The organism is Dietzia sp. SL131 (genome assembly GCF_026672565.1).
In the GTDB taxonomy this organism is placed as follows: domain Bacteria; phylum Actinomycetota; class Actinomycetes; order Mycobacteriales; family Mycobacteriaceae; genus Dietzia; species Dietzia kunjamensis.
Genome location: NZ_JAPPRI010000003.1, coordinates 2,227,262 through 2,253,800, shown reverse-complemented (window position 1 = coordinate 2,253,800; position 26,539 = coordinate 2,227,262). Strand labels below are relative to the sequence as shown.

Sequence of the window (26,539 nt, the reverse complement as noted above, 5' to 3'; positions counted from 1 at the left end):
CGGCCCGGCGACAGTGGGGTCGTGCGCGTAGCCATCGTCACCGAATCGTTCCTGCCGAACGTCAACGGCGTCACCAACTCTGTCCTGCGCGTGCTGGAGTACGCGCGCCGGCACGGGCATGACTGTCTGGTGGTGGCCCCGTCCGGGCAGGTCGGCTTCTGGCAGGGCGCCGCCGGTGCCGTTCGGGCGCACCCGCTGGTCAGTGCGGTCGCGCCGCTGCTCGGCGGGCCCGGGGCGGACACCAGCGGACCCGACCACCACCTGGGGTACCCCGTCCACCGGGTCACCGCGGTGAGGGTGCCGGTGGTGTCGTCGCTGCCGGTCGGCGCACCCAGCCCGAGCGTGTTCGGCGCCCTGCGCGACTTCGGCCCCGACGTGGTGCACCTGGCGTCGCCGTTCGTGCTCGGTGCCGCCGGTGCCGCCGCGGCCCGCGCCCTGGACGTGCCCTCGGTGGCCGTCTACCAGACCGACGTGGCCGGGTTCGCCGATGCCTACGGGATCGGTGTCGTCGCCGATGCGGCCTGGACCTGGACCCGGGCCATCCACGCGAGCTGCGACCGCACCCTCGCCCCGTCGACCGCCGCGATGGAGGATCTCGCGGCCCACGGGATCCCGCGCCTGTACCGGTGGGGGCGGGGCGTCGACACCGAGCGCTTCTCGCCCTCCCGACGCAGTGCGGCCCTGCACGCGCTGTGGTCCCCGCAGGGGCGGCCCGTCGTGGGGTTCGTCGGCAGGCTCGCCCCGGAGAAGCACGTCGAGCGCCTTCAGTCGCTGGCCGACCGGTCGGGCCCGGGGGGAGACCTCCACCTCGTCGTCGTCGGAGACGGCCCCGACCGCCCCGCACTCCAGGCCGCCATGCCCCACGCGATCTTCACCGGCGAACTCCACGGCGACCGGCTCGGGCAAGCCTACGCCACGATGGACGTGTTCTGCCACCCCGGTGAGTTCGAGACGTTCTGCCAGTCCATCCAGGAGGCGCAGGCGTCCGGCGTGCCCGTCGTCGGCCCGGACCAGGGCGGGCCCCGCGACCTCGTGCAGACCGGGGTCAACGGCGTCCTGCTCGACCCGCGCCGGTACGCCGCCGAGGTGTCGCCGGCCGTGGACGCGGTGCTCGCCGACCACGAGCGACTGGCCGCCGGCGCCCGCGCCACCGTCCTCGGTCGGACCTGGGACGCGATCTGCGCCCAGCTCTTCGACCACTACGCGGCGGCGGGCGCCCGGTCCGATTCGGGCAGGGTCGGCGTGGGCAGGGGTGGCATGTACAGGGTCCGCGCGCGCACGATCGTGGTGGACCGGACGGACGCGCGTGGTGTGGGCACGAGCCGAGCCCCACGTGTGGTGGCCTGATCGGCCACGCGCGCCGGGGGCGGGTAGCGTCGACGGCGTGTCCCGCGCCAATCTCGACAAGCAGCCCCGTGACGTCGCGTCGATGTTCGACGGTGTCGCCAAGCGCTACGACCTGACCAACACCGTCCTCTCCGGGGGCATGGACCACGTGTGGCGGCGGCGGGCCCGCTCGTTGCTCGCGCCGCGCCCCGGGGAGCGGATCCTCGACCTGGCCGCAGGCACCGCCGTGTCGACCGTCGAGCTCGCCAAGTCCGGCGCGTGGTGCGTGGCCGCGGACTTCTCGCTGGGAATGCTGCGGGCGGGCGCCGGCCGGGACGTGCCCAAGGTCGCGGGCGACGCCATGAAGCTGCCGTTCGCCGACGACTCCTTCGACGCCGCCACCATCAGCTTCGGGCTGCGCAACGTGCAGGACACCGCTGCCGGACTGCGGGAGATGGCCCGCGTCGTCAGGCCCGGAGGGCGACTGGCCGTGGTGGAGTTCTCCACGCCCGTGTTCCCGCCCTTCCGCGCGCTGTACATGAACTACCTCATGCGGGCGCTGCCGAAGATCGCCACCAGCGTCTCGTCCAACCCGGACGCGTACGTCTACCTGGCCGAGTCCATCCGCGACTGGCCGGACCAGCAGGCACTGCTCGAGATCATCGAGGCCAGCGGCTGGGAGCGCGGCAGCGTCACCAACCTCACCGGCGGCATCGCGGCCATCCACCTGGCGCGCCGCCCCGCCTGACCCCGGCTCCGCCTGACCCCGGCGCGGCCTGACCCCGGCGCGGCCGCAGCGAACGCGGCGCCACCCCGGGCGCGCTGCGCCGTCCTCCCGGGGTGCGCGCCGTCTTTGTACGTTTTCCGGCCGCTTGCGCTGCCGCTCTGGTCCATTCCCGACGCGTAACCCGGGCGGGGCAGAGGCCCTACGCGTAATCCGGGCGGGACGGAGGCCCGGGGCGGAGGCCCGGCGGGTCAGTCGGCGAAGAGGGGCCGACGGTCCAGCCTGCGGGCGATCGACCCCGCTGCCCGCCAGCCGCGGGCCACCACATCGCGGTCCGAATCGGCGACCGTGTTGGACATGCACCGCACCGCCGCGGTCATCAGCGCCTGCGAACGCATCCCGACCGGTCCCGCCAGCGGCAGGAACTTCGGATAGGTGAGCAGACGCGCGGCGTCCCGGGCGATCGCGAACGACTCGCCGTAGGTCTCGCGGAGCACCGCGGGCCACGCATGCGTCAGGTCACCGGCAGTGGTGCGCGAGTGCGAACCGGCCGCGCCCACTCTCGAGCCCGGGCCTCCTCGGCCGACACCCGCTCCCGCCAGGATTAACTCCGCAAGCAGGCGGCCGCCCTCGAGCGCGTAGTCGATCCCCTCGCCGTTGAGCGGGTTCACGCACGCCGCGGCGTCGCCGACCGCCGCCCAGTTGGGACCGGCCACCGTCGAGACCGCCCCGCCCATCGGCAACAACGCGGACGTCACCGCCCTCGGCTCGCCGGCCAGGCCCCAGTCGCCGCGGACGCTACGGGCGTAGTGCTGCAGTAGCTCCTTGACCGCGACGTTCGCCGGCCGCGCCGAGGTCGCCAGCGCACCCACCCCGAGGTTGACCTCGCCGTCGCCGAGCGGGAACACCCAGCCGTAGCCGGGCTGGATGGCGCACGCCTCGTCGCGGAGCTCGAGATCGGAGCCGATCCACGGATGATCATGACGCCCGGACCGGACATAGGATCGCGCGGCCACGGCATACACCGTGTCGCGATGCCAGGTCCGGCCGAGCAGACGACCCACCGGCGACCGCACGCCATCGGCCACCACGAGGGTTCGGCACTCCACGCGACCGCCCTCGGTCCGGACGGCGGTCACCTCGCCGTCGTCGCCTCTCTCCACGTCGGTCACGCGCACGCCGTCATGCACCACGGCGCCCGCCTCTACGGCCGCCTGCCGTAGCCGGTCATCGAACACCGTCCGTCGCACCGCCGACCCGGTCCCACCGTGTTCACCGGCTGGCCACGGCACCCGCCGGGAGTGGCCGAAGCCCCGCAACTCGAGCCCGCGGATGGTGATCCGATCCCGCGCCCACCCGCCGAGACCCAGCCGGTCGACCTCCAACATCGCCCGCGGCGTGAGCCCGTCGCCGCAGGTCTTGTTGCGCGGGAACCGCGCCGCGTCGAGCACGGTGACCTCGCGACCTGCACGCGCCAACCACGTCGCGGTCGCCGAACCGGCCGGGCCGCAGCCCACCACGAGGACGTCCGTCGACGCGGGCAGACCCATACCTGACTCCATGCGCTCCATGGTGGCAGGTCGGCGGGTGCGGCGGTCGCCGGGACCTCGGGCGGGGTGGGGTGCCACCGCCCGCGACGCGGGAACGTAGTCTGTCGGGAAGGGCGGGCCACGCCGACCCTTCACCAGGCGACGAGGACGAGTGGGGATGTCGAGCGATTCAGTGACCGGCACCGCGGAGACGGCGACCGACCACACGGTGGCGGGCGTGGACGTCGGCGACGCCGACCTCGCAGCCGACCTGCGCGAACGGCTCGACGAGGTCGAGAAGCTGCTCGTCAGCCGACTCCAGACCGGCGAGGACTTCCTCTCCGAGGTCGCCCTGCACCTCGTCACCGCCGGCGGCAAGCGGTTCCGGCCCGTCGTCACCCTGCTCTCGGGCTCGCTGGGCCCCGCGCCCGACCGCGAGCGGCTGGTCAAGGCCGCGGTGGTGTGCGAGATGATCCACCTGGCCACGCTGTACCACGACGACGTCATGGACGAGGCCGCCATGCGCCGCGGTGTCGAGTCGGCCAACAGCCGCTGGGACAACTCCACCGCGATCCTCGCCGGCGACTTCCTCTTCGCGCACTCCTCGATGCTCCTGGCCGACCTCGGACCCGAGGCCGTGCAGCTCATCGCCCAGACGTTCGCCGAGCTGGTCACCGGGCAGATGCGCGAGACCGTCGGCCCGGGCGTCGGCGGTCGTGACGAGGGTGCCGCCGAGCACTACCTGCGGGTGATCTGGGAGAAGACCGGCTCGCTCATCGCCGCGGCCGCCCAGTTCGGCGGCGAGTACTCGGGGGCGACCGCCGAGCAGATCGGGAGCCTGCGCCGCCTCGGTGACGCCGTGGGGATCGCGTTCCAGATCGCCGACGACATCATCGACATCGCCTCGCCGTCCACCGAGTCGGGCAAGACGCCCGGTACGGACTTGCGCGAGGGCGTCCACACCCTGCCGATGATCTACGCCATGGAGGCGGGTTCGTCGGACAGCGCGCGGCTGCGCGACCTGCTCGCCGAGCCGCTGACCGACGACGCCGAGGTGGCGGAAGCCCTCGAGTTGCTGCGCGCGTCCGACGGTATGCGGCGCGCGCGGGCCACGCTCGAGAAGTACGTTGATGACGCCATGACCGAGCTCGACGTGCTGCCCGCCGGCCCGGCGAACGAGGCGCTGCGTCGGCTCGTGCGCTTCACCGTCGACCGCGTCGGCTGACCTTCCCCCAACGGCCCGGCAGCCGCCCCCGGGCCTGGCGTCTCGCTCCCGCGCCTGCCAGTCCCCATCACAGCCGCTCGCTGCCATGGCGTCTGGCGTGCTCATCGGTGACGGCGAAACGCCGTCGCGAGGAGCGGCTGTGGCCGAGGGCAGACAGCGGGTCAGCGGCGCGGGATTCAGTGACGCCGGGGTCAGCGGCGCGGGTACAGCGCGACCTGCGCAGCCTTGACCACGAGGGTCACGGGCGAACCCGGGGCCAGCGCGAGTTCGGCGACCGAACGGCTGGTGATCTCGGCATCGACGCGCTGACCGTCCCGGAGTTCCGCCGATACCCGTGTCAGCGCCCCGGCGGGAGCCAGCGAGACCACCCGCGCGGGCCAGGAGTTTCGCGGGTTCGTTGCAGGCGCGTGCGCGGATGGCTGCGTGGGGCTCGTGGGAGCCGGAGCCGAAGTCGGGGCCTGAGTGGAGCCGGTGGGTGCGGGGTCGGTGTGGACGGCCACCGCCCGTGGGTCGACGGTCGCCACCGCCCGCGCCCCCGGCCGCCATCCCGCCGCCGCGCTCGTGCGGACCCCCGAGACGAGGTCGCCGCCGGGGGTGCGCAGGTCGTCGTCGTCGTCGTCGACGATCCCCTCGACCAGTGAGACCCCGGCCAGGCGCGCGGCGAAGTCGGAACCGGGCCGGGCCAGGACCTCCTCGACCGTGCCGGACTGGGCGACGCGGCCGGAGGCGACGACGACGACATCGTCGGCCAACGCCCAGAGGTCCAGCGGATCATGGGTCACCAGGACCACGGCCCGTCCGGTGAGCCGATCAGCGAGGAGACGCCGGATCGCGGGGGCGACCTCCACGTCGAGCGCGGCCAGGGGCTCATCGAGCAGGACGAGCTCCGGATCCACGGCGAGGGCCCGGGCCAGGGCGACGCGCTGCGCCTGCCCGCCGGACAACTCGTGCGGCCTGCGGTCGGCGAGGTCGCCGCACCCCACGGCCTCGAGCTCGGTGCGGGCACGGTCGAGCGCGGCCCGCCTGCCGACGCCACGGGCGCGTGGGCCGTACGCGACGTTGTCCACGGCCGATAGGTGGGGCAGCAGGCCGGGACGCTGCTCGAGAGCCACCACGCGGCGGCGGTGGGCGGGCAGGTGGGTGCGGGGCGAGCCGACGACGCGGCCGTCGAGCCGGACCTCACCCGAGTCGGGCCGCAGGTGCCCGGCGAGCAGCGACAGGGCCGTGGACTTACCCGCCCCGTTGGGCCCGACGATCGCGACCCGGCGGCCCGCGGGCACGCTGAGGTGGAGGTCGACGTCGCGGGCGGCGACCCGGCAGGCCAGCTCGGCGGCGGGATGCGACGCTGCGGGATGCGACGCGGCGGGACGCGACGCGTCGCGGTGGTCAGCCACGGCCCACCACCGCCCTGCGGGCGACGAGCGCGGAGACCGCCATGAGCGCGGCGGCCACCGCGATGAGCACCACGGCCAGGGCGAGGGCGGTCTCGGTGTCCGCCTCCCGGCTGAGGTAGATCTCCAGCGGCAGGGTGCGCGTGGTGCCCTGCAGGGAACCGGCGAAGGTCAGGGTGGCGCCGAACTCCCCGAGAGCGCGGGCGAACGACATGGTCGCGCCGGCGACGAGGGCCGGCAGGACCAGCGGCAACGTCACGGTCGTCAGGACCCGGGTCGGGGAGGCGCCCAGTGAGGCGGCGGTCCGCTCGAGGCCGGAGTCCACCGAGCGCAGTGCGCCCTCGAGCGCCACCACCAGGAACGGCATCGCCACGAACGTCTGCGCGATCACCACGGCCGCGGTCGTGAACCCGATCTCGATGCCCAGCACGGACAGGTGCTGTCCCACGACGCCGGTGCGCCCGAGCGTGATGAGCAGGGCCAGGCCGGCCACGACCGGGGGAAGGACCATGGGCAGCGCGGTGACCGTCCGGGCCAGTGCCGCCATCGGCCCGCTGCTGCGGGACAGCACCACCGCCAGCGGGGTGCCGAGCAGGATGCACAGGACGGTGGAGAGCGCGCACGTACGCAGGCTCAGCAGCAGGGCGTCGCGGGCGGCCTCCGAGCCGAGGAGTTCGGGAACCCGCGCCCACGGGACGCGCGCGGCCGTGCCCGCCAGGGGCAGGGCCGCCAGCAGGACGGCGAGCACTGCGGCCGCGAGCAGCCAGCGGGGGAGCGGGGGCCGGGTCATGGCGGGCCGAAACCGTGCTCGGCGAGGACCGCGCGACCCTCGGGGCCGGTGACGGCGTCGACGAACCGCCGGGCCAGCTCGGCATCCGCGGCGCGGTCGAGAACGGCCACCGGGTAGACGTTCGGCACCGCGTCGGCACCGGCGATCGGGACCCGCTCGACACGGTCGGCGACGGCGCGGGCGTCGGTCGCGTAGACGATCCCCGCGTCGGCCTCGCCGGAGGTGACCTTGCCGCGCACGTCGGTGACGGTGGACTCCTCGCTCACCGGGGCCAGGTCGATCCCCGCGGTGTCCGCCAGCGTGCGGGCCGCCGCACCACACGGCACGACGGCCGCGCACACCACGAGTCGTGCGCCGTCCAGCGAGCCGTCGAGACCGGTGATCCCCGCCGGATTGCCGGGCGGGGTGATGAGGGTGAGCACGTTGGTGGCCAGCGGTGTCGGCTCGCCGGCGACCAGGCCCTCGGCGACGGCGCGGTCCATCGTCCGGACGTCGGCGGAGGCGAACACGTCCGCCGGGGCACCGCCGGCCAGCTGGTCCACCAGGCCGGAGGAGCCGTCGAAACCCAGTCGGATCGACACACCGGGATGCGCCCCCTCGAACTCCTCGGCGATCTCGGTGAACGCCCCGCTGAGCGACGCGGCGGCGAAGACGGTCAGCTGCTGCGCGACCTCGTCGTCGTCGCCCCCGGACGCGCACCCCACCAGCGTGGACAGGCCCACGGCGGCGACCAGCGCGGCGGCGCGGAGCCGACGTCTACCCCCGCCTATGCGGAACGGCACCGTCGGCGGGTCAGCGGTAGTTGGTGAACTGCAGCGCGACCTCGAAGTCGGCACCCTTGAGCAGCGAGATGCACTCCTGCAGGTCGTCGCGCTTCTTGGACGACACACGGATCTCCTCGCCCTGGATCTGCGCCTTGACGCCCTTGGGGCCCTCGTCGCGCAGCAGCTTGGTGATCTTCTTGGCGTTCTCCTTGTCGATGCCCTGCTTGAGCGAGCCGACCAGGCGGAACGACTTGCCCGACGGCATCGGGTCGCCCACCTCGAGCGCCTTCATGCTCAGCCCGCGGCGCACCAACTTCTCCACGAAGACGTCCTTGGCGGCCAGCACGCGGTCCTCGGAGTTCGCGACGATCTCCACCGCGTCCTCGCCCTTCCACTCGATGCTCGCGTCGGTCCCGCGGAAGTCGTAGCGGGTGCCCAGCTCCTTGGCGGCCTGGTTCAGGGCGTTGTCCACCTCCTGGCGGTCGAACTCCGAGACGATGTCGAACGAGGACTCCGAGGCCATTGACGTACTCCTGTCGTTGGGGGATGTCCCGGCCAGGCTACCCGCCACGGCCGGGGCCCGAGGCGGCCACGGCCAGGGCTCGAGGCGGCCTCGGGCGGGCCCGGGAGGCCGCCGCCGCACCACCCCTGAGCACCCCGATTTGGCACCAGGGGTCACAGCCGTTGTATCGTGTCGTAGCGCCCTTGAGGTGCACGCCAGATTGCCCGAGCGGCCAAAGGGAGCGGATTGTAAATCCGTCGGCTTAGCCTACGTTGGTTCGAATCCATCATCTGGCACTCGGAGACCCCCGCCACAAGCGGGGGTCTTCGTGCATTTCGGGACTCGTCGCCCGAGGATCCGTGAAAGTATGACCACGCGCGGTCCCCAGAGTCACGGCCTCACGACCTGTCACGCCGCATCTCGTCGAGAAGAATCGAGGTGAGACGTATCCACGACGGCCCCGGCTCCGAACCACCGGACATGACACTCCTTTCGATGATCGCCGCACATCGGATGACGGCCGGCGACCTGCCGGCCGGCCTGGGTTCCGCAGTGGAAGAATGGGCCGATGACCTGGGGCGGACCACCCGCTCCGGCAAGGGGATGCGCTCCGCGCTCTTCGACGCGGTGTACACCACCTCCGGGGGCGCCGACGAGGCCGTGCGGGCCGCCGCGGGCCGGGCTCTGGAACTGCTGCACGAGGCGTTCCTCGTCCATGACGACCTGGCGGACGGGGACGACCAGCGCCGCGGCCAGCCCAACCTGCAGGGCCGCACCACCGCGCGGGCCACCGCCGGGGGGATCGGGACCGAGGCCGCCGGGCACCTCGGACAGGTCGGCGGGCTGCTCGGCGGCGACCTGCTGCTCGTGGCCGCGATGGCCGACTTCGCCCGCCTGCCCGTGCCGGCGCCACTGCTGCACCGTGTACTCGACGAGGTGCAGGGCGCGGTCGTCGCGTCGATCGCCGGGGAGTACGCGGACGTCCACGGCTGTGTCGAGCGCGAGCCCGCCGACCGCGAGCGGGCGCTGGCGATCGGCGCGGCCAAGACCGCCGCCTACTCCGTGTGCCTGCCCCTCGTGCTGGGCGCGATGCTCGGCGGCGCGCCCGACGAGGTCATCCCCCCGCTGCGTGAGGCCGGCCGCCACCTGGGGACCGCCTACCAGGTGATCGACGACGTGCTGGGCGTGTTCGGGGATCCGGCCGTGACCGGCAAGTCCAACGAGGGCGACCTGCTCCGGCGCGCACCGACCGTCCTGCTGGCCCACGCCGCCACCACCGACGCCTGGCCGCGGATCGACGCCGCCCTCGGTCGTCCGGCCGCCGACCCCGCGACGATGAACGGCCACACGCCCGACCCCGACACCGCGCGCGAGCTACTACGCGAGTGCGGCGCCCGCGAGCACGCGGTGGGCATCGCCGAGGACCTCATCACCGCCGCCCGCGCCGCGCTGGACTCCCCGGCCGTGCCGCACGACGTCCGGGCCGCGCTCGGCCCCCACCTGGCCACCGCCCTGGAGAGGACCCGATGACCCAGCAGAGCCCCCACGCGGAGTTCACCGACGCCGCCCGCCGGTGCAGCGAGGTGATCCTGCGCCGGTACTCCACGTCGTTCGCACTGGCCTGCCGACTGCTCGCACCCGCCACCCGCCCGCACGTCGCCGCGATCTACGCGTGGGCGCGGGTCGGGGACGAGGTCGTCGACGGGGCGATGGACGACCCGGTCGCCGCGCGCGAGCTCATCGCCGAGGCGCGCCGCCGGACGCACCGCGCCATCGAGCGCGGGTTGGACCCCGATCCGGTGACGCACGCCTTCGCCGACACCGCGCGTCGGTTCGGGATCGACGCGCGCCTGGTGGATCCGTTCTACGACTCGATGGAGGCCGACATCGACGTCACCGAACACACCGAGGAGTCGCTGCGTCGGTACATCCACGGGTCGGCGGAGGTCATCGGGGAGATGTGCCTGCGGACGTTCGCCGGTGGGGGACTGGGTGACGACGACGAGATGGCCGCCGGAGCGCGCGCACTCGGAGCGGCGTTCCAGAAGGTGAACTTCCTCCGGGACATCCGGGAAGACTTCACGGAACTCGGTCGCAACTACCTGCCGGGCCGTGACCCGCGGGCACTGACGGAGAAGGACGTACGCGAGTTGGCCGACGACGTGGACGCGGACCTGCGCATCGCGCGGGCGGCGATCAACCGGATCCCGGGCCGCGACCGCCTGGCGGTGGCCGCAGCCCACGACCTGTTCGCCGAGCTCAACGATCGCCTACGGGCGGCCGGGGCATCCGGGGTGAGCGCGGGCCGGGTGCGGGTGCCCGATCCGGTGAAGCTCGCGGTGATCGGCCGCGCTGCAGCCGGGCGCGGCCGGTCCGGCGCCCGCCCCGGTGCCGCGCGCGGTGGGGCGGTGGCCCGATGAGCCGCCGGCACGCCCCGGAGGGGCCCGTCGTCGTGGTGGGCGGCGGCATCGCCGGCCTGGCGACCGCTGCGCTATTGGCCCACGAGGGGCGCGACGTCACGCTCGTCGAGGCCACCGACTCCGTCGGCGGGCGCGCGGGCAGCTGGTCGGCGGGCGGGTTCCGCTTCGACACCGGCCCCTCCTGGTACCTCATGCCGGAAGTGTTCGACCACTTCTTCCGCCTCTGCGGTACCTCCGCCGACGAGCAGCTGGACCTGGTGCGCCTGGACCCCGGGTACCGCGTGTACTTCGAGAACCGCCCCGAGTCGGTCGACATCCGCTCGGATCGCGCGGCCTCGACCGCCTTGTTCGAGTCGCTCGAACCCGGCGCCGGCCGCGTGCTGGGCAGGTACCTCGACTCGGCGCGGACGACCTACGACCTCGCGCTCAAGCGGTTCCTCTACACCAACTTCACCTCGTACCCGGCCCTGGTGCGCCCCGACGTGGTGGCCCGGGCCGGTTCGCTGGTGGCCCGCCTCGTCCAGCCGCTGCACTCGTTCGTGGCCCGCCGGTTCAGCGACCGCCGCATCCAGCAGATCCTCGGCTACCCCGCGGTGTTCCTCGGGTCCTCGCCGTACCTGGCGCCGTCGATCTACCACCTCATGAGCCACCTCGACCTCACCGACGGTGTCCTCTACCCGCGCGGAGGGTTCACCGAGGTGATCGCCGCGGTCCGCAGGGTCGCCGAGCAGCAGGGTGTGGTCATCCACACGGGCACCGAGGCGATCGAACTGGTCACCACATCCGAGGGCGCCCGCGCGCGCGGGTCCCGCCGGTCGAAGGCGCAGATCAGGGGCGTCCGGGTGCGCGACCGGGCCGGGGCGGAGCGGACGCTGCCGGCCGGCCTCGTCGTCGGGGCCGCGGACCTCCACCACCTCGAGACCCGGTGGCTCCCCGAGCACCTCCGCACCTACCCACAGTCCTACTGGGACTCGCGTACCCCCGGGCCCGGAGCACTGCTCATGCTGCTCGGTGTGCGCGGTGAGCTTCCGCAACTGGCCCATCACACGCTGCTGTTCACCGACCGGTGGGAGGAGGGGTTCGACGCCATCTTCGGCGAGCAGCCGCACATCCCCGACCCGGCGTCGCTCTACGTCTGTCGCCCCAGTGCCACCGATACCGACCCGGACGCGGGCATCGCGCCGGAGGGGCACGAGAACCTCTTCGTCCTGGTGCCCATCCCCGCGGACCCCTCGCTGGGCCACGGCGGCGTCGACGGTGCGGGGGACGCCACGATCGAGGCGGCCGCCGACCGGGCCATCGCCCAGATCGCCGACTGGACCGGGATCGACGACCTGGCCGAGCGGATCGTCGTGCGGCGCACCATCGCCCCCGCCGACCTCCAGGACGACCTCGGCGCGTGGCGCGGCACCGCCCTCGGGCCCGCGCACACCCTGGCGCAGAGCGCGTTCTTCCGCACCCGCAACGTCAGCACGCACGTCGACGGGTTGTACTACGCCGGCGCCTCGACCATCCCCGGGATCGGGCTGCCGATGTGTCTCATCAGCGCCGAGCTGATCCTCAAGCACGTGCGCGGCGACACGGGCACCGCGCCCGTGGCGGAGCCCGGCGGGGGCACGGTGTTCGATCGGGGCACGGTGTTCGATCGGGGCACGGTGTTCGATCGGGGCACGGTGTTCGACCGGTGATCGGGCTGGCCTACCTGGCGGTCCAGGTCATCTCGTTCGCCGGCATCCTCGTCATCGACCACCGTTGGAAGCTCGCGGCGTTCCGCGCGCCGGCCGCGACCGCACTCGCCGTGACCGCGGCGGTGGCGTTGCTGCTCACGTGGGACGTCCTCGGGGTGCGCAGCGGGGTGTTCTTCCGCGGCCAGACCGACTTCATGACCGGCCTGCTGGTCGCGCCGGAGATCCCGCTCGAGGAGGTCGTGTTCCTCGCGTTCCTGTCGCACCTCGCACTGGTGTGCGCGACGGGCGTGGTCACGGCCGTCGAGCACATCTCGCGGCGGCGGGGCGCGCGGTCCGGCGGCGCGCGGTCCGGCGGCGCCCAGAACGACGGGGCGCATAACAACGGGGCCCAGAACGACGGGGCCCAGAACGGCGGAGCGCAGAACGACGGGGCGGGGGCGCGCCCGTGAGCATCTACTCGACCATCAACGCCACCATGGCCATCCCCGTCATCGCGGCCGCCCTCATCGCGCTGTGGCGCCTGCGGGGGGCCGACCGCCGACGCTGGCTGATCGGGGTCGGCGGCTCGCTCGTGGTGCTGCTCGTCCTCACGGCGATCTTCGACAACATCATGATCTCCGCCGGACTCGTGGCCTACGACGACGCGCTGACCAGCGGCATCCGCCTGGGCGTGGCGCCCATCGAGGACTTCGCCTATGCCGTCGCCGTGGCCGTGTTCATGCCCTCGGTGTGGTTCGTGCTCACCGCCCGGCCGCGGGCCGGTGCCGTGGCGGGCAGTCCGACGGTGTCGGGCCGGGGGGACGTGGCGCTGGCGGGCACCCCGGAACCGGGAGAGGACGACGACGACAAGGTCCGCACCCCCGAGCGGCCGGCGACACCGGGTCTAGTCACCACCCTGTTCTGGTCGTCTCGCCCGGTCTCGTGGGTGAACACCGCCGCCCCGTTCGCGCTGGCGTACTTCCTGGCCACGGGCGGGTTCGACCTGTTGGGCGTGATCGGCACGCTCTTCTTCCTGGTGCCGTACAACCTCGCGATGTACGGGATCAACGACGTCTTCGACTACGAGTCGGACCTGCGCAACCCCCGCAAGGGCGGCGTGGAGGGGTCGGTCCTCGAGCGGTCGCGCCACACGGCGACGCTCGTGGCCTCGGCCGTGACGACCGTGCCGTTCCTGGTCTACCTCGTGGTGGTCGGGACGCTCGAGTCGTCGCTGTGGCTGGCGGCCAGTGCGTTCGCGGTGATCGCCTACAGCGCCAAGGGGCTGCGGTTCAAGGAGATCCCGTTCCTGGACTCCGTCACCTCGGCGTTCCACTTCGTCTCACCGGCGATCGTCGGGTGGACCATCGCCGGCGCGGACCTCGGCGGCGGGGTGTGGGCGTGTCTCATCGCGTTCATGCTGTGGGGCGCGGCGTCCCAGGCGTTCGGCGCCGTGCAGGACGTGCGCTTCGACCGCGAGGCCGGCCTGAAATCGGTCGCCACCGTGCTCGGAGCCCGGGCAGCCGTGTGGTTCGCGCTGGCCTGCTACGCCGCGGCGGTCCTGGTACTGCTGATCGCCGCGCCGTGGCCGGCGTCGGGGGCGGCGTTCGCGATCCTGCCGTACCTCGCCACGGTGGCCGCCTACACGCGTGTCACCGACGCCACCGCCGAGGCGACCAACGAGGGCTGGAAGCGCTTCCTGGTGCTCAATATGCTGGCCGGGTTCTGCGTCACCCAGCTCATCCTCTGGTCGGTGCTCGTCTGGGCGTGAGCCCGCGCCGCCTCACCGGCTGATTCGGCCGACCGGGCCGGGTCAGCGCTGGACGCGCTCCAGCCACCGCCGCGACGGCGGGCTCGACCGCCAGTTGAGGAAGATCGTCCGGAATGCCCGCGAGAAGCGTCGCCGCATGGCCGCGGGGTCGTCGAAGGGTCGGGCCGAGATCCCCACGGTCAGGGAACGGTCGACCAGCAGGCGGTCGTCGGCGCCGAACTGGAACGACAGGTCGATGTCGTCGTGCAGCTCCGGGTCGGTCCGGTTGACCCCGTCGCGCACCCGCTCCCAGGCGCTGCGGCGCATCGCCAGGTTCGAGCCGAACAGGACGGGGTGGGCCATGGCGGCGCCGACGGAGACGAAGAACGCGTCCATGTAGAGCAGTTTCGCTGCGCGGGCCCGCCACCCCTCGAGTCCGATGAACTCGCCTGGGCCGGAGATGGCCACGAGTTCGGGATCGGCGGTGAACGCGGCCTCGATCCGGGCGAGCCACCCGGGTCCGGGCCGGGAGTCGGCGTCGAGTCGGGCGATGATGTCGCCCGTCGCGGAGTCGTAGCCTGCCGCGGCCGCTGCGGGGATGCCCCGCACGGGCTCGACGGCCACCCGGACCCCGATCCGCGCATCCGCGGCCAATGCCACCGCGACGCTGTCGTCCGAGCACCCGTTGTCCACCACCACGACCTCGTCGGGCAGCCGCGTCTGTGTGGCGAGGGAGGCCAGGGCGCCCTCGAGTTCGCGGGCGTCGTCGAGGACGGGGATCACCACGGAGATGCGCACCCGGCCATCCTGCCAGCGGGCCCGGCGGGACAGCGCCCCACCGGGCGATTTGTGCCGCGTTCGGCCGTGTGTGTAATCTGCTAAAGGCTTACGCGCCAAGCGGTTGGGTGACCAACAGCGAAGCGCGGCCCGCCCCCTTAGCTCAGTCGGCAGAGCGTTTCCATGGTAAGGAAAAGGTCGTCGGTTCGATTCCGACAGGGGGCTCGCACTGTGCGGGGCGGCTCGATCGTCCGACTGGCAGGGCATGCCGGTGTAGCTCAGCTGGTTAGAGCGCACGACTCATAATCGTGAGGTCGGGGGATCGAGTCCCCCCACCGGTACTCTCAACACGAAGGCCGCCCGCTCGCCGCGGGCGGCCTTCGTCGTCTTCTCGACTCCTACGGCATCAGGGTCTGATCACACCCGGCTCACGTCCCGTGCTCCGGTCCCGAGGACGAGGTCCCCCGCGTGTCCCGGGATCCCGGTTCCGTCCTTCTCGAGGGTCGGCCGCAGGAGGAGCATCGCGATCGCGATCACCGCGAGAACGGACACCTCGTGGACCAGCATCCCGATCGACATGGTCACGCCCCCGAGGAACAGCCCGGCAAGAAGCGCGGCAACGGTCACCAGGGCGATGGCGATGTTGAGTCGCATGGTGCGGACGGTCCGCTTGGCCAGGGAGAGCGCGTACGGGAGCCGCGGGAGCCTGTCCGCCATCAACGCGATGTCGGCGGTTTCGATCGCGGCCGGCGAGCCGGCGGCTCCCATCGCCACCCCGATGTCGGCCAGTGCCAATGCAGGGGTGTCGTTGACCCCGTCACCGACCATGGCCACGGTGTGGCCGCGGGACTGCAGCTCGCGCACGATCTCGACCTTGTCCTCCGGCATGAGCTCGGCACGGATCTCGTCGACCCCGAGTTCGGCGCCGACATTACGGGCCACCCGCTGGGCATCGCCGGTCGCCATGACGACCCTGATCCCTGCGTCGTGCAGTGCCCTGACCGCTGCCGGGGCGTCGTCACGGATGGTGTCGGCGACGGTGACGATCCCGACCGCCCGTCCGTCGACCCCGACAAACATCGCGGTCCTGCCCTGGTCGTTGAGTTCGAAGATCCGTGCGTTGTCAGGCCGGTGGTCGAGTAGATCCGCGGAGCCCACCGCGACCACTCGGCCATCCACCTCGGCGCGGATGCCCTTGCCGGCGACGGGCTCGGCCGCTTCGACCAGGTCGATCTCCAGTCCCGCCTCCCGGGCACCCGAGATGATCGCCTCGGCGAGCGGATGCTCGGACGCGGTCTCGGCTCGGGCGGCCAGCCTCAGGACGTCCTCACGCGAATAGTCGTCGTCGAGCACGTCCACGTCGGTCAGGACCGGCCGACCGTTGGTGAGGGTGCCGGTCTTGTCGACGACGACCGCGTCGATCCGGGCCGCACTCTCGAGGTACTCGCCGCCCTTGATGAGAACACCGTCCTTGGCGGAGCGGCCGATCCCGGCGACGATCGACACGGGGATCGAGATCACCAGGGCGCCGGGGCAGCCGATCACCAGGAGGGCGAGCGCGAGCTCGATGTTGCCCATGGTGGCGACCAACGACCAGGGGATCAGGGCCACCACCAGCGCCGAGATCATCACGGCGGGGGTGTACCAGGTCGAGAACCGTTCCATGAAGGTCTGGGTGCGGGCCTTGTCGTCCTGGGCGTCCTCCACCCGGTGGACGATCCGGGCGAGGGTGGTGTCGGCACCGATGCCGACGGCCTCGATACGCAGGACTCCCGACCGTAGCCAGGTGCCGGCGAACACCTCGGAGCCCTCGGACTTCTCGGCCGGGACGGACTCGCCGGTGATGGTGGCCTCGTCCACGCCGCCGTTGCCGGAGAGCACCCGGCCGTCGACGGGGACCTGCTCCCCGTTGCGCACCAGCACGAGGTCGCCGGGTTCGAGTTCCCAGACCTCGACGGTCTCCGGCTCGCCGTCACGAAGGATGGTGGCGGTCTCGGGCGCCGAGTCGACGAGGTCGGACAGGGCCCGGCGAGTGCGGTTGAGAGTCGCCTTCTCCAGGGCCTTGCCGAGGGCGAAGAGGAAAGTGACCGCCGCAGACTCCCAGTAGTTGTCGATGAACATGGCCCCGACGGCGGCGACCACGACCAGCAGATCGATCGAGATCATCCGGATCCGAAGCGCCTGAACCGCCGAGACGGCGATCCGGTAGCCGGCCACGAGAGCGGCGATGATCATCAATCCGTCCGCCACCGCGTCGGCCGAGGTGAGTCGGCCGACGAGCCACGAGGCGACGATGAGCAGGCCGGAGGCCGCCACCACGCCCCAGGTCTTCCATGATTTCAGCATTGTCCTGTCTCCCTCGGTTTCGACGTGCGGTCGGTGCGGTCGCGTCAGAACGCCGACGGCTTGACCGCGTAGCCGACCTCGGCGACCGCGGCGACGAGGTCACGTACCGAGACCTTCGCGGGGTCGTAGTCGACCAGTACTCGTCCGGAGGCGAACTTGACCTCCGCGGACTCGACACCGTCCAGACCGTTCAACTTGTTCTCGATCTTCGCCACACACGACGGGCACGAGAATTCATCCGAACGCAGAACGATGCTCTTGACCTGTTCGCGGACACTCATGGTGATCCCAGCTCCTCTACGGTTGCTGTTCCTCGGGGGAACGGTGCACGTTCCTTACGTGCATCTCCGAACCTAGGAGCAACCGGAGAAGACTTCCTTGACGCCAATCAATCAACGGGAAAGCGGCGCCGACCAGTTAATCGCCCGCGATCAGCCTCTCGAGTGCGGCGCGGTCGAGGACCGAGACCCATTCGCGGCCGGAGTCGATGACGCCCGCCTTCTTCATCCGCGCCATCGCGCGCGAGGCGGATTCCACTGTGGTGCCGGCCATCCCCGCAATGTCGTCGCGGCGCAGTCGGACCTGGAGGAGACTCGAGCCGTCCCGCTGGAGGCTTCCGAGCTTGCGGTCGAGGTGCCGCAGCGTCGAGCCGACCCGCTGCTCCACCGACTGCGTGGTGTGCCCGATCTCCTGTTCCCGGGCCTGCGCGAGCCGATCCTGTTGCATTCGGATCAGGCCCAGGGCGAGGCTCGGGTGGTCGCCGACCACCTCCGCCAGCGCGTGAGCGGGCAGGAAGAGCGCACAGGTCGTCTCCATCGCCCAGGCGGACTCGGTCGCGACGGCAGCCTCCGTGTGCAACGGCCCCACGGTGTCTCCGGGGGCGGCGATGTCCACGGTGAGCTCCCGGCCATCGGCGGTGTCCCGGGTAACCCGCGCGCGGCCGGAGACGACGAGATACGAACCGGGGATTTCATCCCCGGCGAGCACCATCGGATCGCCCTCGGCCCAGGACCAGGCGGTCAGGTGCCCGTTGAGGTCGCGCCGGTCATCAGGTGAGAGCTCCCGGGTCAGTGGGGCATCGGCTAGTACCCGCAGCCGGGTCTCGTCCGAGCAGGAGTGCGGGTGTGCGCAGTTGCGCCGAACCGGGTTTCGGGACATCGGTGCAGCGATTCAGTTCGAGGAGTGCAGATGGGTAGAGACCACCCGGAAGTCTCCCGCGCGGGCGAGGGCCTTCTCGATGATCGCCGGGTCCGGGCGGACCGTGTCCGGGTGTTTGACGTACAGCTGCGCGTGTTCGGCCCCGGTGAGTTCGAAGGTCGCCTGGCCCAGTCCGTGCTCGGCGAAGATGTCGTAGAGCGCCTGGAGGGCCTTCTTGACGTCCCTGTCGTTCCGGACGCCGCTGACCTCGAAGCGGCACGAGACGATGTGGGACACGTCAGATCCTTCCGTTGAACGCCTGCAGCGCGGAATCCTCGCGGGTCCCGCCTCGGCCGTCACCGTACTCCGCGTAGTCGGCTATCCACCGGATCGAGCGCACCCACTTGACGTGCTTGTAGCCGTGGTTTGACTCCACCCGCAGGCGGGCGGGGGCGCCGAGGTGCGTCTCGAGAGGGGTTCCGTTGCGCTCGTAGGCCAGAATCGTGTCGTCCTCGTAGACCGTGTCGAGGTCGAGTACCGCGTAGAACGGCTCCCGCGGCCGGTTGTCATACATCTTCTGGGCCAGACCGTAGGAGTCGATCAGCACGTAGTGGGCTCCCTCCGGCTGGGGGCCGAGGACCTCGAGCAGATCCCGCAGTCGTACGCCGGTCCACCGGGACGTGGCGGACCAGCCCTGCATGCAGGTGTGCACCGCTACATAAGAGGTGCGCGGCAGCTCCGTGAGCTCGTCCAGGGCCAGGGTCTTCTCGGCGCCCGAGAGGTCGTCGCCGATGGTCAAGGAATAGCCGCGCCAGGCATCGTCGCGAGCCTCGACCCACTCCGGCGACTCGTCCTCGGTGGGCGGCAGGCCGTTGGTCCAGTGGAACTCGGAGATGTCGTCGTCGGTGTAGGTGTTCTGCCGCCCCATCCGCGGTCGCATCCGGTTGAGGAAGAGGCGGCGGCCGATCTCGGACACCCCGGCGGTGAACCGCTGCGCCCGGGCGCGGTCGGCCAGCGACCAGTAACTCAGGGCGATCCAGAACAGGACCACGGCCACGACGGTGGCGATCGTGATGGTGAAGGCCTGGGCGGATCGTGCCGTGTCGGTGGTGCCGAACACCATGTGCACGACGTTGTGCTCGGCGTGCACCAGGAACACCAGCCCGACATGCATGACGATGAACGCGGAGATGAGCACCATGAGGATGAAGTGCAGCGACCGGGCGCCCTGGTGGCCGCCCCAGAGCTTGACGTACCAGGGGAACCGCGAGCGCACCGCCGGCGCCATGGCCACGCCGGTGAGGATGAGCAGCGGAGCGAGGACGAAGATGACGGCGGTGTAGGCCAGCATCTGTGCGGCGTCATACGGGTCGAAGTGTTCGATCGCCGGAGCCCGGAACCCGAGGTACATCCGGATCGACTCCCACGCCTCGCCGAACACGCTCCACGAGGTGGGGATGATGCGGCGCCACAGTCCGGTCGCGAACAGCAGCACCACGTACACCAGGCCGTTGAGCACCCACAGCATCACCGAGATCCCGTGCCAGTGCCGGCCCAGCCCGATGTTCTCCCGACCCGGTAGGCCGATCAACGGTGACAGGGATTTCTCGTCCATCAGGGAGGTGTACACGCCCTCCTCCCGTGGCAGTTTCCGGCGGGTGAAGCGCAACCACTCGGTCCCGGGCTTGCAGTCGTTGCGCCACCACAGTCGCGGCATCGAGGACAGGATCTCCCAGCCCGAGCGGAGCAACATGCCGATCAGGATGAAGTTGATCAGGTGGGAGGCCCGTAGCCACAGCGGGAAATCAGGGTTGATCACGTCAGTTCAGACTCCAAATGTCGAGCGGGGATACATGGCCTCTACATCGGTTATCACGTTCACCAGGTACGGCACGCCGCTGGCGAACGCCCGGTCCATCGCCGGGCCGATCTGCGCGGGATCGGTGACCATCTCGCCGGCCCCGCCGAGGGCCTTCACCACCTCGTCGTAGCGGGTCCGCGGCGCGAGGTCGGCGATCACGTCGTAGCCGTAGAGCATCTGCATGGGGCCCTTCTCCAGGCCCCACGCCCCGTTGTTACCCATCACCATCACCACGGGCAGTCGGTGCCTGACGAGGGTGTCCACGTCGATGAGGGAGAACCCCGCAGCACCGTCGCCCAGCAGCAGGACCACCTGACTTGACGGTCGGGCGATGCGGGCCGCGATGGCCGCGCCCAGTCCCGCGCCGAGGCACCCGAACGGGCCGGGGTCCAGCCAGTTGCCCGGCCGGGCGGGTTCGATGAACTTGCCGGCATAGGAGACGAAGTCGCCGCCGTCGCCGATCACCACGGCGTCCTCGGCCAGGCGCGGCAGCAGCTCGCCGTAGATCCGCGCGGGATGGACGGGGTCGGCCGAGGCGCCCAGGAGCTGCAGGTCGGCGGCGTGGGTGGCATCGGCCTTCTCCCGCAGCGTGGTCGCCCAGGTCGACCAGTCCGGGCGCGCCGCCCCCGATCGGCGCTGTACGGCCTCGACGACCGCGTCCAGCACGAGCCCCAGGTCGCCCGCGGTGGCCACGGCCGGTGACGCGTGGTGGCCGAGTTGCCCGGGGGAGTCCGCGATGTGCACCACTTTCGCCGGCGTCGCGCCCTCCTTGCCGCCGAACACCCCGTAGCCGAGCCGGAAGTCCAGGGGCGTGCCCACGACGAGCACCACGTCGGCCGCGCCGAACGCCGTCCCGCGCGCCTTGGTCACCAGTAGCCGGTGCCCGGCCGGGACGATCCCGCGGCCCATGCCGTTGGGGATGACGGGCAGGCCCAGCGACTCGACGCACCGCAGCGCTGCGTCTTCGCCGCGATCTGCCCACACGTCGGAGCCCAGCACCAGCACGGGACGCTCGGCGCCGACGAGCAGGTCGGCGATCCGGTCGACGGCGTCGGTGTCGGGGGAGCGGTCCGGCGCGGCGGCGGGGGAGCCGTCGCCGGCCCGCCCCGGTCCGGGCCGGACGGAGTCGCACCGGTCGAAGAAGTGGTCCATGTGCACGTCGAGGAACGCCGGCCCGCGGTGCGCGGTGCGGGCGGCGGTGAACGCGCGGTGGGTGGCGGCGGCGATATCGGCCGTGTCGCGGGCGGTCTCGGCGGACACGGTCACCGACCGCACCACCGGGACGTGGTCGAACTCCTGCAGGCTGCCGGTGCCCCAGCGGTCGGCCGGCGCGCGCCCGCCGAGGACCACCATCGGGGCGCCGGAGAACGAGGCCTGCGCCAGCGCGGACACGCCGTTGGTCACCCCCGGACCGGCGGTGAGGACGGTCAGGCCGGGCGAGCGGGTGAGCTTGCCGGTGGCCTCGGCGGCGAATGCGGCCGTCTGCTCGTGCCGCACGTCGAGCAGTGCCACGCCGTGGTCCTCCTTCTCCGCGGCGTCGTACATGGGGAACACGTGCGCCCCGGAGAGGGTGAACATCGTCCGCACGCCGTGCGCGGCGGCGACGGCCGTGGCGTGGGATCCGCCGTGCCCCTCCACCGGTGTGGGGGCGTCTCCGCCGGGCCCGCCCGGCGATCGCCCAGCTTTCTCGTGCCCGGCCCGCGGGGCCGGCTCGTCGTGGCTCACATCGCACTCCCTGCTCGACTGCCCCCACCGTAGGAGGCGCGGACGGGTCGTATCAGCGGTTCGGCGGACTCGCCCTCGGGTAGCGTCGGCGCCTGTGAGCACAGACAACGCTGATGACCTCGTCGTCGTCGTCGGGGATCCGGTCACGGTCACCGACACGGTGGTGACGCGCTTCGCCGAGGCGGTGGGCGCGCCGACCGGCCAGGTCCCCGCCACCCTCGCGGCCGCCCTGACCGCGCCGGTCCAACGCGCGGTGATGGAGCACCCCGCCCTGCGCATCGACCTCGCGCGCACCCTCCACACCGCGCAGTCCAGCGAGCACCACCGGCCGATCCGCGTCGGCGACGTCCTCACCGCCACCGCCACGGTCACCGGGGTGCGGTCGGCGCGCGGCGGGCGGATGATCGGGTTCGACACCGTGCTGCGCGACGCCGCCGGCGAGCCCGTCCAGACCCTGACCAGTGCGCTGCTCACCGCGGAGGTGGAGGCATGACCGGGCGGGAGGTGCATGGGCAGGGCACGGCCGCGCGAGGCGCGGCCGCGCAGGACGTGACGACGACGAGGACCGCGGTCGCCGGGGAGGTCCTGCCGTCGCGGACCCTGCCGATCTCGCGGGACGACCTGCGCCGCTACGCCGAGGCGTCGGGGGACCACAACCCCATCCACCTGGACGATGACGCGGCGCAGGCGCTCGGGCTGCCCGGGGTGGTGGCGCACGGGATGCTCACCTCCGCGCTGGCGATCGGGGTCGTGGCCGAGTGGGCCGGGGGCGCCGACCGCGTGCTGGCGACCTCGTTCCGGTTCGCCGGGCCCGTGGTCGTCCCGGTCGATGCGCCGGCGCGGCTCGAGGTGGCGGGGACGGTGAAGAAGGTGGCCGACGACGGGTCGACCGCCGACGTCGCCCTCGCGGTGACCTGCGACGGGGCGAAGGTGTTCGGCAAGGCGATCGTCACGGTCTCGCTCGCGGGGTGACGCCGCGCGATTTCGGGCCACCGGCCGCCTGTCGTACACTGGGACGCCCGACCGAACGCGGTCGCGGACCGCGCTGCCGCCAGGCAGTCGCCGACACTGTAGAGTCGAGGCGTTCGTGCGGCCCGCAGGCGCGGGAGGGCACGGGTGGCCGGGAGACCGGCCGAAGGGGCGTAGCTCAATTGGCAGAGCAGCGGTCTCCAAAACCGCAGGTTGCAGGTTCAAGTCCTGTCGCCCCTGCACTTACCGCACACCAGACGACCCGGAGGTAGCCGCGTGAGCCAGGATCGCGACGACGACGTCGACGTCAACGGCGTCCGCGATTCCGACGCCGCTGCCGCCGTCCCCACCGGCAAGGCGGGGCGCGGCGACACCGCCGTGGCCGGACGGGTCCGTACGGACGCGGACAAGCCGGAGGACACGCGGACCGCCCGCACGAATCCGTTCCAGTACATCGGGCAGGTCGTCGAGGAGCTGCGCAAGGTCATCTGGCCCACGCGCAACCAGATGGTCACCTACACCATCGTGGTGTTCCTGTTCCTCATCTTCATGACCGCGCTGGTCTCGGGCGTCGACTTCGGCGCGGGCAAGCTCGTCGAGCTCGTCTTCGACCGCTAGAGACCTGCCGCTGGGGTCCGGGGCGAGATCCGGACCGCCGAACTTCGAGAGGACCGCATTTCCGTGAGCGACATCGATCAGAGCCCCGAGGCCGAGGGCGCCGAGCAGGCCGCGACCGAGGCGGACGCGGTGCTCGGTGACACGGCTGCGGACCCCACCGGCACCGTCGACGCCGATACCGCCGAGGCTGATACCGCCGACGCCGAGGCTGACGCCGCCGACACCGCCGCGGCAGGTGCCGAGCTCGACCAGGACGCCGCCACCGACGCGGTCGAGACCGAGCTCGACGAGGATGTCGAGGGTGAGACCGTCCCCGAGGGCGACGAGACCGTTGCGGAGGACGAGCTCGCCGAGTCGGCGCTCGAGACTTCCGGCGAGGCGCCCGAGGGGGCTCCGGCCGAGGAGGCCGCGGCCGACGAGGCGGCCGCGCCCGCGATCGACCCGATCATCGCCTTCAAGCGTCAGCTGCGCAAGCTTCCCGGCGACTGGTTCGTCATCCACTCCTACGCCGGGTACGAGAACAAGGTGAAGGCCAACCTCGAGACCCGCGCCGTGACCCTCGGCGCCGAGGACAAGATCTTCCAGGTCGAGGTCCCGGTCGAGGAGTTCACCGAGGTCAAGAACGGCCAGAAGAAGGTCGCCAACCGCAAGGTCCTACCCGGCTACGTGCTGGTGCGGATGGAACTCGACGACGAGTCGTGGGGCGTCGTGCGCAACACCCCGGGCGTGACCGGGTTCGTCAGCGCGACCGGTGGCGCCGCCGGCAAGCCCACCCCGCTCTCGCTGAGCGACGTGGCCAAGTTCCTGGCCCCCAAGCCGGAGAAGAAGTCCGCCGCCGCGGGCACCGCCGACGACCAGGGCTTCGCCCCGCAGGCCGTCGAGGTGGAGTTCGAGGTCGGCGAGTCGGTCACCGTCATGGACGGCCCGTTCGCCACGCTGCCCGCGTCCATCTCCGAGGTGGATCCGGCCGCGCAGAAGCTCAAGGTCCTCGTGTCGATCTTCGGTCGCGAGACCCCGGTCGAGCTCGGCTTCACGCAGGTCGAGAAGATCGACTGACCCGCAGAACTCCCACGACGACCCGTCCCGCGCCCGGCGTGGGGCGGGTCGCTCGTCTCTCAGCACGGCCGGTGTCGGCGATTAGGGTTCCGACCGGCCGCGCGCGTAGACTCTCCAAGGTTGCGCCTGTGTTCCCGCCTGCCCTTCCGGGGTCGTGCAGGGGACGCGGGTGCACACGACAGTCGGCCTCCCGCGTGTACAGCGCGGAGCCGAGATCCAGTCGAAGAATCAGGAAGACTGAGGAAGACGATGCCTCCGAAGAAGAAGAAGGTCTCAGGGCTCATCAAGCTCCAGATCCAGGCCGGCGCAGCCAACCCGGCCCCGCCGGTCGGTCCGGCTCTGGGTGCCCATGGTGTCAACATCATGGAGTTCTGCAAGGCCTACAACGCCGCTACCGAGAACCAGCGCGGAAACGTCGTGCCGGTCGAGATCACGGTCTACGAGGACCGGTCGTTCGACTTCAAGCTGAAGACGCCGCCGGCCGCCAAGCTCCTGCTCAAGGCCGCCGGCCTGCAGAAGGGCTCCGGCACCCCGCACTCCGCCAAGGTCGGCAAGGTCTCCATGGACCAGGTCCGCGAGATCGCGCAGACCAAGTTGGAGGACCTCAACGCCAGCGACATCGACCAGGCCGCGAAGATCATCGCCGGCACCGCCCGTTCCATGGGCATCACGGTCGAGGCCTGACCTCCACCCCCCGAACATCTGTGGGAGGGCAGCTCAGGCCCGCACCACACCCGACCGTCGCGCGTGAAGACGCGGCAGGAATGGAACTGACATGAGCAAGAACAGCAAGGCCTTCAAGGCCGCAGCTGAGAAGGTCGACCGCACCAAGCTGTACTCGCCTCTGGACGCCCTGGCCCTGGCCAAGGAGACCGGCTCGACGAAGATGGATGCCACCGTCGAGGTCGCCATGCGACTTGGCGTCGACTCCCGCAAGGCGGACCAGATGGTCCGTGGCACCGTGAACCTTCCGCACGGTACCGGTAAGACCGCCCGCGTCATCGTCTTCGCCGCGGGCGAGAAGGCCACCGAGGCCGAGGCCGCCGGCGCCGACGTCGTTGGCTCCGAGGACCTCATCGAGCGCATCCAGGGCGGCTGGCTCGACTTCGACGCCGCGATCGCCACCCCGGACCAGATGGCCAAGGTCGGCCGTGTGGCCCGCGTGCTCGGCCCGCGTGGCCTCATGCCCAACCCCAAGACGGGCACCGTCACGATGGACGTGACCAAGGCCGTGGGCGACATCAAGGGCGGCAAGATCACCTTCCGCACCGACAAGGCCAACAACCTGCACTTCATCGTGGGCAAGGCCTCCTTCTCCACGGAGCAGCTCACGGAGAACTACCAGGCCGCGGTCGACGAGGTCATGCGCCTCAAGCCGTCCTCCTCCAAGGGCCGCTACATGCAGAAGGTCACCATCTCCACGACGACCGGCCCCGGCATCCCGGTCGATCCGTCGGCGATCTCCAAGCTCCTCGAGGCGGGTTCCGACTCCGAAGCGAGCTGATCTGCTCGGCTGAGACGCCACAAGCTCGGCTGAAGGCCCCGCGACCGGTTATCCGGACGCGGGGCCTTCCCGCATTTCCCGGCATGCCGTGAGCGGCCAGTCGCCGGCCGACCGGTCCGCAGCCGCTCCTCCCGATGGCGTCTCGCGTGCCGGCATGCCCGCCCCCACGCAGCCGCTCCTCGCGATGGCGTCTCGCCGTCGCTTCGGGGCGTGCGAGACGCCATGTTCGGGCGCGGCTGTGGGGGAGATGGGGCTGCGGCGAGGGCGAGACGCCATCGCAACGAGCGGCCGCGGGCACGGATTCCCTCGCGTTCGCACGCGCGGTACGGCAGCCCGGAGCACACTGTGACCTAGCTCACCCGCATGACAATACCCTCGGGTATGGTTCGGTCACGCGGTCGCCGTCGGCACGCCCGCCCCGCTACCGGAGGGGGCCACGATCGGGGTCGACCGGACCACCC

26 protein-coding genes and 4 tRNA genes are annotated in these 26,539 nt (G+C 71.7%); 18 read left to right on the top strand and 12 right to left on the bottom strand.

The window, feature by feature from the left end; all coding sequences use genetic code 11:
• Positions 1 to 21: 21 nt before the first annotated feature.
• On the top strand, positions 22 to 1,347 hold the full coding sequence (locus tag OVA21_RS11465) for a glycosyltransferase family 4 protein (protein ID WP_442778925.1): 1,326 nt from the start codon (positions 22 to 24) through the stop codon (positions 1,345 to 1,347).
• A gap of 37 nt (positions 1,348 to 1,384) precedes the next feature.
• Complete coding sequence (locus OVA21_RS11460; protein WP_067716862.1) at positions 1,385 to 2,074, top strand: demethylmenaquinone methyltransferase; 690 nt, start codon at positions 1,385 to 1,387, stop codon at positions 2,072 to 2,074.
• Positions 2,075 to 2,301: 227 nt separating this feature from the next.
• On the opposite strand, the gene OVA21_RS11455 is transcribed toward OVA21_RS11460, so the two are convergent.
• Complete coding sequence (locus OVA21_RS11455) at positions 2,302 to 3,621, bottom strand: geranylgeranyl reductase family protein (protein WP_442778924.1); 1,320 nt, start codon at positions 3,619 to 3,621, stop codon at positions 2,302 to 2,304.
• A gap of 136 nt (positions 3,622 to 3,757) precedes the next feature.
• On the opposite strand from OVA21_RS11455, the gene OVA21_RS11450 reads away from it, so the two are divergent.
• A complete protein-coding gene (locus tag OVA21_RS11450) occupies positions 3,758 to 4,804 on the top strand; it encodes a polyprenyl synthetase family protein (RefSeq protein ID WP_268092439.1) in 1,047 nt (348 codons plus the stop codon).
• A 191-nt stretch (positions 4,805 to 4,995) separates the two neighbouring features.
• On the opposite strand, the gene OVA21_RS11445 is transcribed toward OVA21_RS11450, so the two are convergent.
• Genes OVA21_RS11445 through OVA21_RS11430 form a run of 4 tightly spaced genes read right to left on the bottom strand, consistent with a single transcriptional unit; the run spans position 4,996 to position 8,272 of the window.
• Positions 4,996 to 6,198: an ABC transporter ATP-binding protein gene (locus OVA21_RS11445; protein ID WP_268092438.1), complete on the bottom strand. Its 1,203-nt coding sequence runs from the start codon at positions 6,196 to 6,198 to the stop codon at positions 4,996 to 4,998.
• Entirely contained in the window at positions 6,191 to 6,985 is a 795-nt protein-coding gene (locus OVA21_RS11440; RefSeq protein WP_067716854.1) for an ABC transporter permease, read from the bottom strand. The genes OVA21_RS11445 and OVA21_RS11440 overlap by 8 nt, the downstream gene beginning before the upstream one ends.
• The gene (modA, locus tag OVA21_RS11435; protein ID WP_268092437.1) at positions 6,982 to 7,767 is read right to left on the bottom strand and encodes a molybdate ABC transporter substrate-binding protein; all 786 of its coding nucleotides are present in this window, start codon (positions 7,765 to 7,767) and stop codon (positions 6,982 to 6,984) included. Before modA ends, OVA21_RS11440 begins: the two co-directional genes overlap by 4 nt.
• Positions 7,768 to 7,777: 10 nt before the next feature.
• The gene (locus OVA21_RS11430; RefSeq protein ID WP_067716850.1) at positions 7,778 to 8,272 is read right to left on the bottom strand and encodes a YajQ family cyclic di-GMP-binding protein; all 495 of its coding nucleotides are present in this window, start codon (positions 8,270 to 8,272) and stop codon (positions 7,778 to 7,780) included.
• 193 nt (positions 8,273 to 8,465) lie between these two features.
• Between OVA21_RS11430 and OVA21_RS11425 the strand changes: the two genes are divergently transcribed.
• The 6 genes from OVA21_RS11425 (at position 8,466) to OVA21_RS11395 (ending at position 14,106) form a co-directional block, all read left to right on the top strand.
• A tRNA-Tyr gene (locus tag OVA21_RS11425) sits at positions 8,466 to 8,547 on the top strand.
• Between the two features lie 199 nt (positions 8,548 to 8,746).
• The gene (locus tag OVA21_RS11420) at positions 8,747 to 9,781 is read left to right on the top strand and encodes a polyprenyl synthetase family protein (protein ID WP_268092436.1); all 1,035 of its coding nucleotides are present in this window, start codon (positions 8,747 to 8,749) and stop codon (positions 9,779 to 9,781) included.
• Entirely contained in the window at positions 9,778 to 10,671 is an 894-nt protein-coding gene (locus OVA21_RS11415) for a phytoene/squalene synthase family protein (RefSeq protein ID WP_096907005.1), read from the top strand. Before OVA21_RS11420 ends, OVA21_RS11415 begins: the two co-directional genes overlap by 4 nt.
• Entirely contained in the window at positions 10,668 to 12,359 is a 1,692-nt protein-coding gene (crtI, locus tag OVA21_RS11410) for a phytoene desaturase family protein (RefSeq protein WP_268092435.1), read from the top strand. The genes OVA21_RS11415 and crtI overlap by 4 nt, the downstream gene beginning before the upstream one ends.
• Positions 12,356 to 12,808 carry a lycopene cyclase domain-containing protein gene (locus OVA21_RS11405; protein WP_268092434.1) on the top strand — a complete coding sequence of 151 codons (453 nt, stop codon included), beginning with the start codon at positions 12,356 to 12,358 and terminating at the stop codon, positions 12,806 to 12,808. The genes crtI and OVA21_RS11405 overlap by 4 nt, the downstream gene beginning before the upstream one ends.
• A complete protein-coding gene (locus OVA21_RS11395) occupies positions 12,805 to 14,106 on the top strand; it encodes a prenyltransferase (protein ID WP_326493468.1) in 1,302 nt (433 codons plus the stop codon). The genes OVA21_RS11405 and OVA21_RS11395 overlap by 4 nt, the downstream gene beginning before the upstream one ends.
• Positions 14,107 to 14,148: 42 nt before the next feature.
• Here the strand turns inward: OVA21_RS11395 and OVA21_RS11390 are convergent, their stop codons facing one another.
• Positions 14,149 to 14,883, bottom strand: coding sequence for a glycosyltransferase family 2 protein (locus OVA21_RS11390; RefSeq protein ID WP_067716838.1), 735 nt, complete (start codon positions 14,881 to 14,883; stop codon positions 14,149 to 14,151).
• 131 nt (positions 14,884 to 15,014) lie between these two features.
• On the opposite strand from OVA21_RS11390, the gene OVA21_RS11385 reads away from it, so the two are divergent.
• Both OVA21_RS11385 and OVA21_RS11380 read left to right on the top strand, forming a co-directional pair.
• A tRNA-Thr gene (locus tag OVA21_RS11385) sits at positions 15,015 to 15,087 on the top strand.
• Positions 15,088 to 15,129: 42 nt separating this feature from the next.
• Positions 15,130 to 15,203: transfer RNA gene (locus OVA21_RS11380), tRNA-Met, on the top strand.
• 76 nt (positions 15,204 to 15,279) lie between these two features.
• Here OVA21_RS11380 and OVA21_RS11375 read toward each other — a convergent pair.
• The 6 genes from OVA21_RS11375 to OVA21_RS11350 form a co-directional block, all read right to left on the bottom strand.
• Positions 15,280 to 17,205 carry a heavy metal translocating P-type ATPase gene (locus OVA21_RS11375; RefSeq protein ID WP_268093143.1) on the bottom strand — a complete coding sequence of 642 codons (1,926 nt, stop codon included), beginning with the start codon at positions 17,203 to 17,205 and terminating at the stop codon, positions 15,280 to 15,282.
• A 47-nt stretch (positions 17,206 to 17,252) separates the two neighbouring features.
• Positions 17,253 to 17,489 carry a heavy-metal-associated domain-containing protein gene (locus tag OVA21_RS11370; RefSeq protein ID WP_154830594.1) on the bottom strand — a complete coding sequence of 79 codons (237 nt, stop codon included), beginning with the start codon at positions 17,487 to 17,489 and terminating at the stop codon, positions 17,253 to 17,255.
• A gap of 136 nt (positions 17,490 to 17,625) precedes the next feature.
• Positions 17,626 to 18,366, bottom strand: a complete 741-nt coding sequence (locus OVA21_RS11365; RefSeq protein WP_082923936.1) for a Crp/Fnr family transcriptional regulator — start codon at positions 18,364 to 18,366, stop codon at positions 17,626 to 17,628.
• Between the two features lie 12 nt (positions 18,367 to 18,378).
• Positions 18,379 to 18,642, bottom strand: a complete 264-nt coding sequence (locus tag OVA21_RS11360) for a hypothetical protein (protein WP_067716829.1) — start codon at positions 18,640 to 18,642, stop codon at positions 18,379 to 18,381.
• Between the two features lies 1 nt (position 18,643).
• On the bottom strand, positions 18,644 to 20,164 hold the full coding sequence (locus tag OVA21_RS11355) for a molybdopterin-dependent oxidoreductase (protein ID WP_067716827.1): 1,521 nt from the start codon (positions 20,162 to 20,164) through the stop codon (positions 18,644 to 18,646).
• Positions 20,165 to 20,170: 6 nt separating this feature from the next.
• A complete protein-coding gene (locus tag OVA21_RS11350; RefSeq protein ID WP_442778952.1) occupies positions 20,171 to 21,844 on the bottom strand; it encodes an acetolactate synthase in 1,674 nt (557 codons plus the stop codon).
• Positions 21,845 to 22,025: 181 nt separating this feature from the next.
• On the opposite strand from OVA21_RS11350, the gene hadA reads away from it, so the two are divergent.
• From hadA to rplA, 7 genes are all read left to right on the top strand, one after another.
• Positions 22,026 to 22,424, top strand: a complete 399-nt coding sequence (gene hadA / locus OVA21_RS11345) for a (3R)-hydroxyacyl-ACP dehydratase subunit HadA (protein ID WP_132063040.1) — start codon at positions 22,026 to 22,028, stop codon at positions 22,422 to 22,424.
• Complete coding sequence (locus OVA21_RS11340) at positions 22,421 to 22,903, top strand: MaoC/PaaZ C-terminal domain-containing protein (RefSeq protein ID WP_268092432.1); 483 nt, start codon at positions 22,421 to 22,423, stop codon at positions 22,901 to 22,903. Before hadA ends, OVA21_RS11340 begins: the two co-directional genes overlap by 4 nt.
• A 164-nt stretch (positions 22,904 to 23,067) precedes the next feature.
• Positions 23,068 to 23,140 (top strand) — tRNA-Trp (locus tag OVA21_RS11335).
• 36 nt (positions 23,141 to 23,176) lie between these two features.
• Positions 23,177 to 23,518, top strand: a complete 342-nt coding sequence (gene secE, locus OVA21_RS11330) for a preprotein translocase subunit SecE (protein ID WP_082923934.1) — start codon at positions 23,177 to 23,179, stop codon at positions 23,516 to 23,518.
• 63 nt (positions 23,519 to 23,581) lie between these two features.
• The gene (gene nusG / locus OVA21_RS11325; RefSeq protein WP_268092431.1) at positions 23,582 to 24,574 is read left to right on the top strand and encodes a transcription termination/antitermination protein NusG; all 993 of its coding nucleotides are present in this window, start codon (positions 23,582 to 23,584) and stop codon (positions 24,572 to 24,574) included.
• 249 nt (positions 24,575 to 24,823) lie between these two features.
• Positions 24,824 to 25,258 carry a 50S ribosomal protein L11 gene (gene rplK, locus OVA21_RS11320; RefSeq protein ID WP_096907015.1) on the top strand — a complete coding sequence of 145 codons (435 nt, stop codon included), beginning with the start codon at positions 24,824 to 24,826 and terminating at the stop codon, positions 25,256 to 25,258.
• 91 nt (positions 25,259 to 25,349) lie between these two features.
• The gene (rplA, locus tag OVA21_RS11315) at positions 25,350 to 26,078 is read left to right on the top strand and encodes a 50S ribosomal protein L1 (protein ID WP_096907016.1); all 729 of its coding nucleotides are present in this window, start codon (positions 25,350 to 25,352) and stop codon (positions 26,076 to 26,078) included.
• Positions 26,079 to 26,539: the final 461 nt, after the last annotated feature.

What these genes read in the sequence shown, in the direction of transcription:
- OVA21_RS11365 (WP_082923936.1), bottom strand. Translation starts at nt 18,366, where the DNA reads ATGTCCCGAAACCCGGTTCGGCGCAACTGCGCACACCCGCACTCCTGC.
- OVA21_RS11340 (WP_268092432.1), top strand. Translation starts at nt 22,421, where the DNA reads ATGACCGGGCGGGAGGTGCATGGGCAGGGCACGGCCGCGCGAGGCGCG.
- OVA21_RS11420 (WP_268092436.1), top strand. Translation starts at nt 8,747, where the DNA reads ATGATCGCCGCACATCGGATGACGGCCGGCGACCTGCCGGCCGGCCTG.
- OVA21_RS11370 (WP_154830594.1), bottom strand. Translation starts at nt 17,489, where the DNA reads ATGAGTGTCCGCGAACAGGTCAAGAGCATCGTTCTGCGTTCGGATGAA.
- OVA21_RS11415 (WP_096907005.1), top strand. Translation starts at nt 9,778, where the DNA reads ATGACCCAGCAGAGCCCCCACGCGGAGTTCACCGACGCCGCCCGCCGG.
- OVA21_RS11455 (WP_442778924.1), bottom strand. Translation starts at nt 3,621, where the DNA reads ATGGAGCGCATGGAGTCAGGTATGGGTCTGCCCGCGTCGACGGACGTC.
- OVA21_RS11440 (WP_067716854.1), bottom strand. Translation starts at nt 6,985, where the DNA reads ATGACCCGGCCCCCGCTCCCCCGCTGGCTGCTCGCGGCCGCAGTGCTC.
- crtI (WP_268092435.1), top strand. Translation starts at nt 10,668, where the DNA reads ATGAGCCGCCGGCACGCCCCGGAGGGGCCCGTCGTCGTGGTGGGCGGC.
- rplA (WP_096907016.1), top strand. Translation starts at nt 25,350, where the DNA reads ATGAGCAAGAACAGCAAGGCCTTCAAGGCCGCAGCTGAGAAGGTCGAC.
- rplK (WP_096907015.1), top strand. Translation starts at nt 24,824, where the DNA reads ATGCCTCCGAAGAAGAAGAAGGTCTCAGGGCTCATCAAGCTCCAGATC.
- OVA21_RS11430 (WP_067716850.1), bottom strand. Translation starts at nt 8,272, where the DNA reads ATGGCCTCGGAGTCCTCGTTCGACATCGTCTCGGAGTTCGACCGCCAG.
- OVA21_RS11450 (WP_268092439.1), top strand. Translation starts at nt 3,758, where the DNA reads ATGTCGAGCGATTCAGTGACCGGCACCGCGGAGACGGCGACCGACCAC.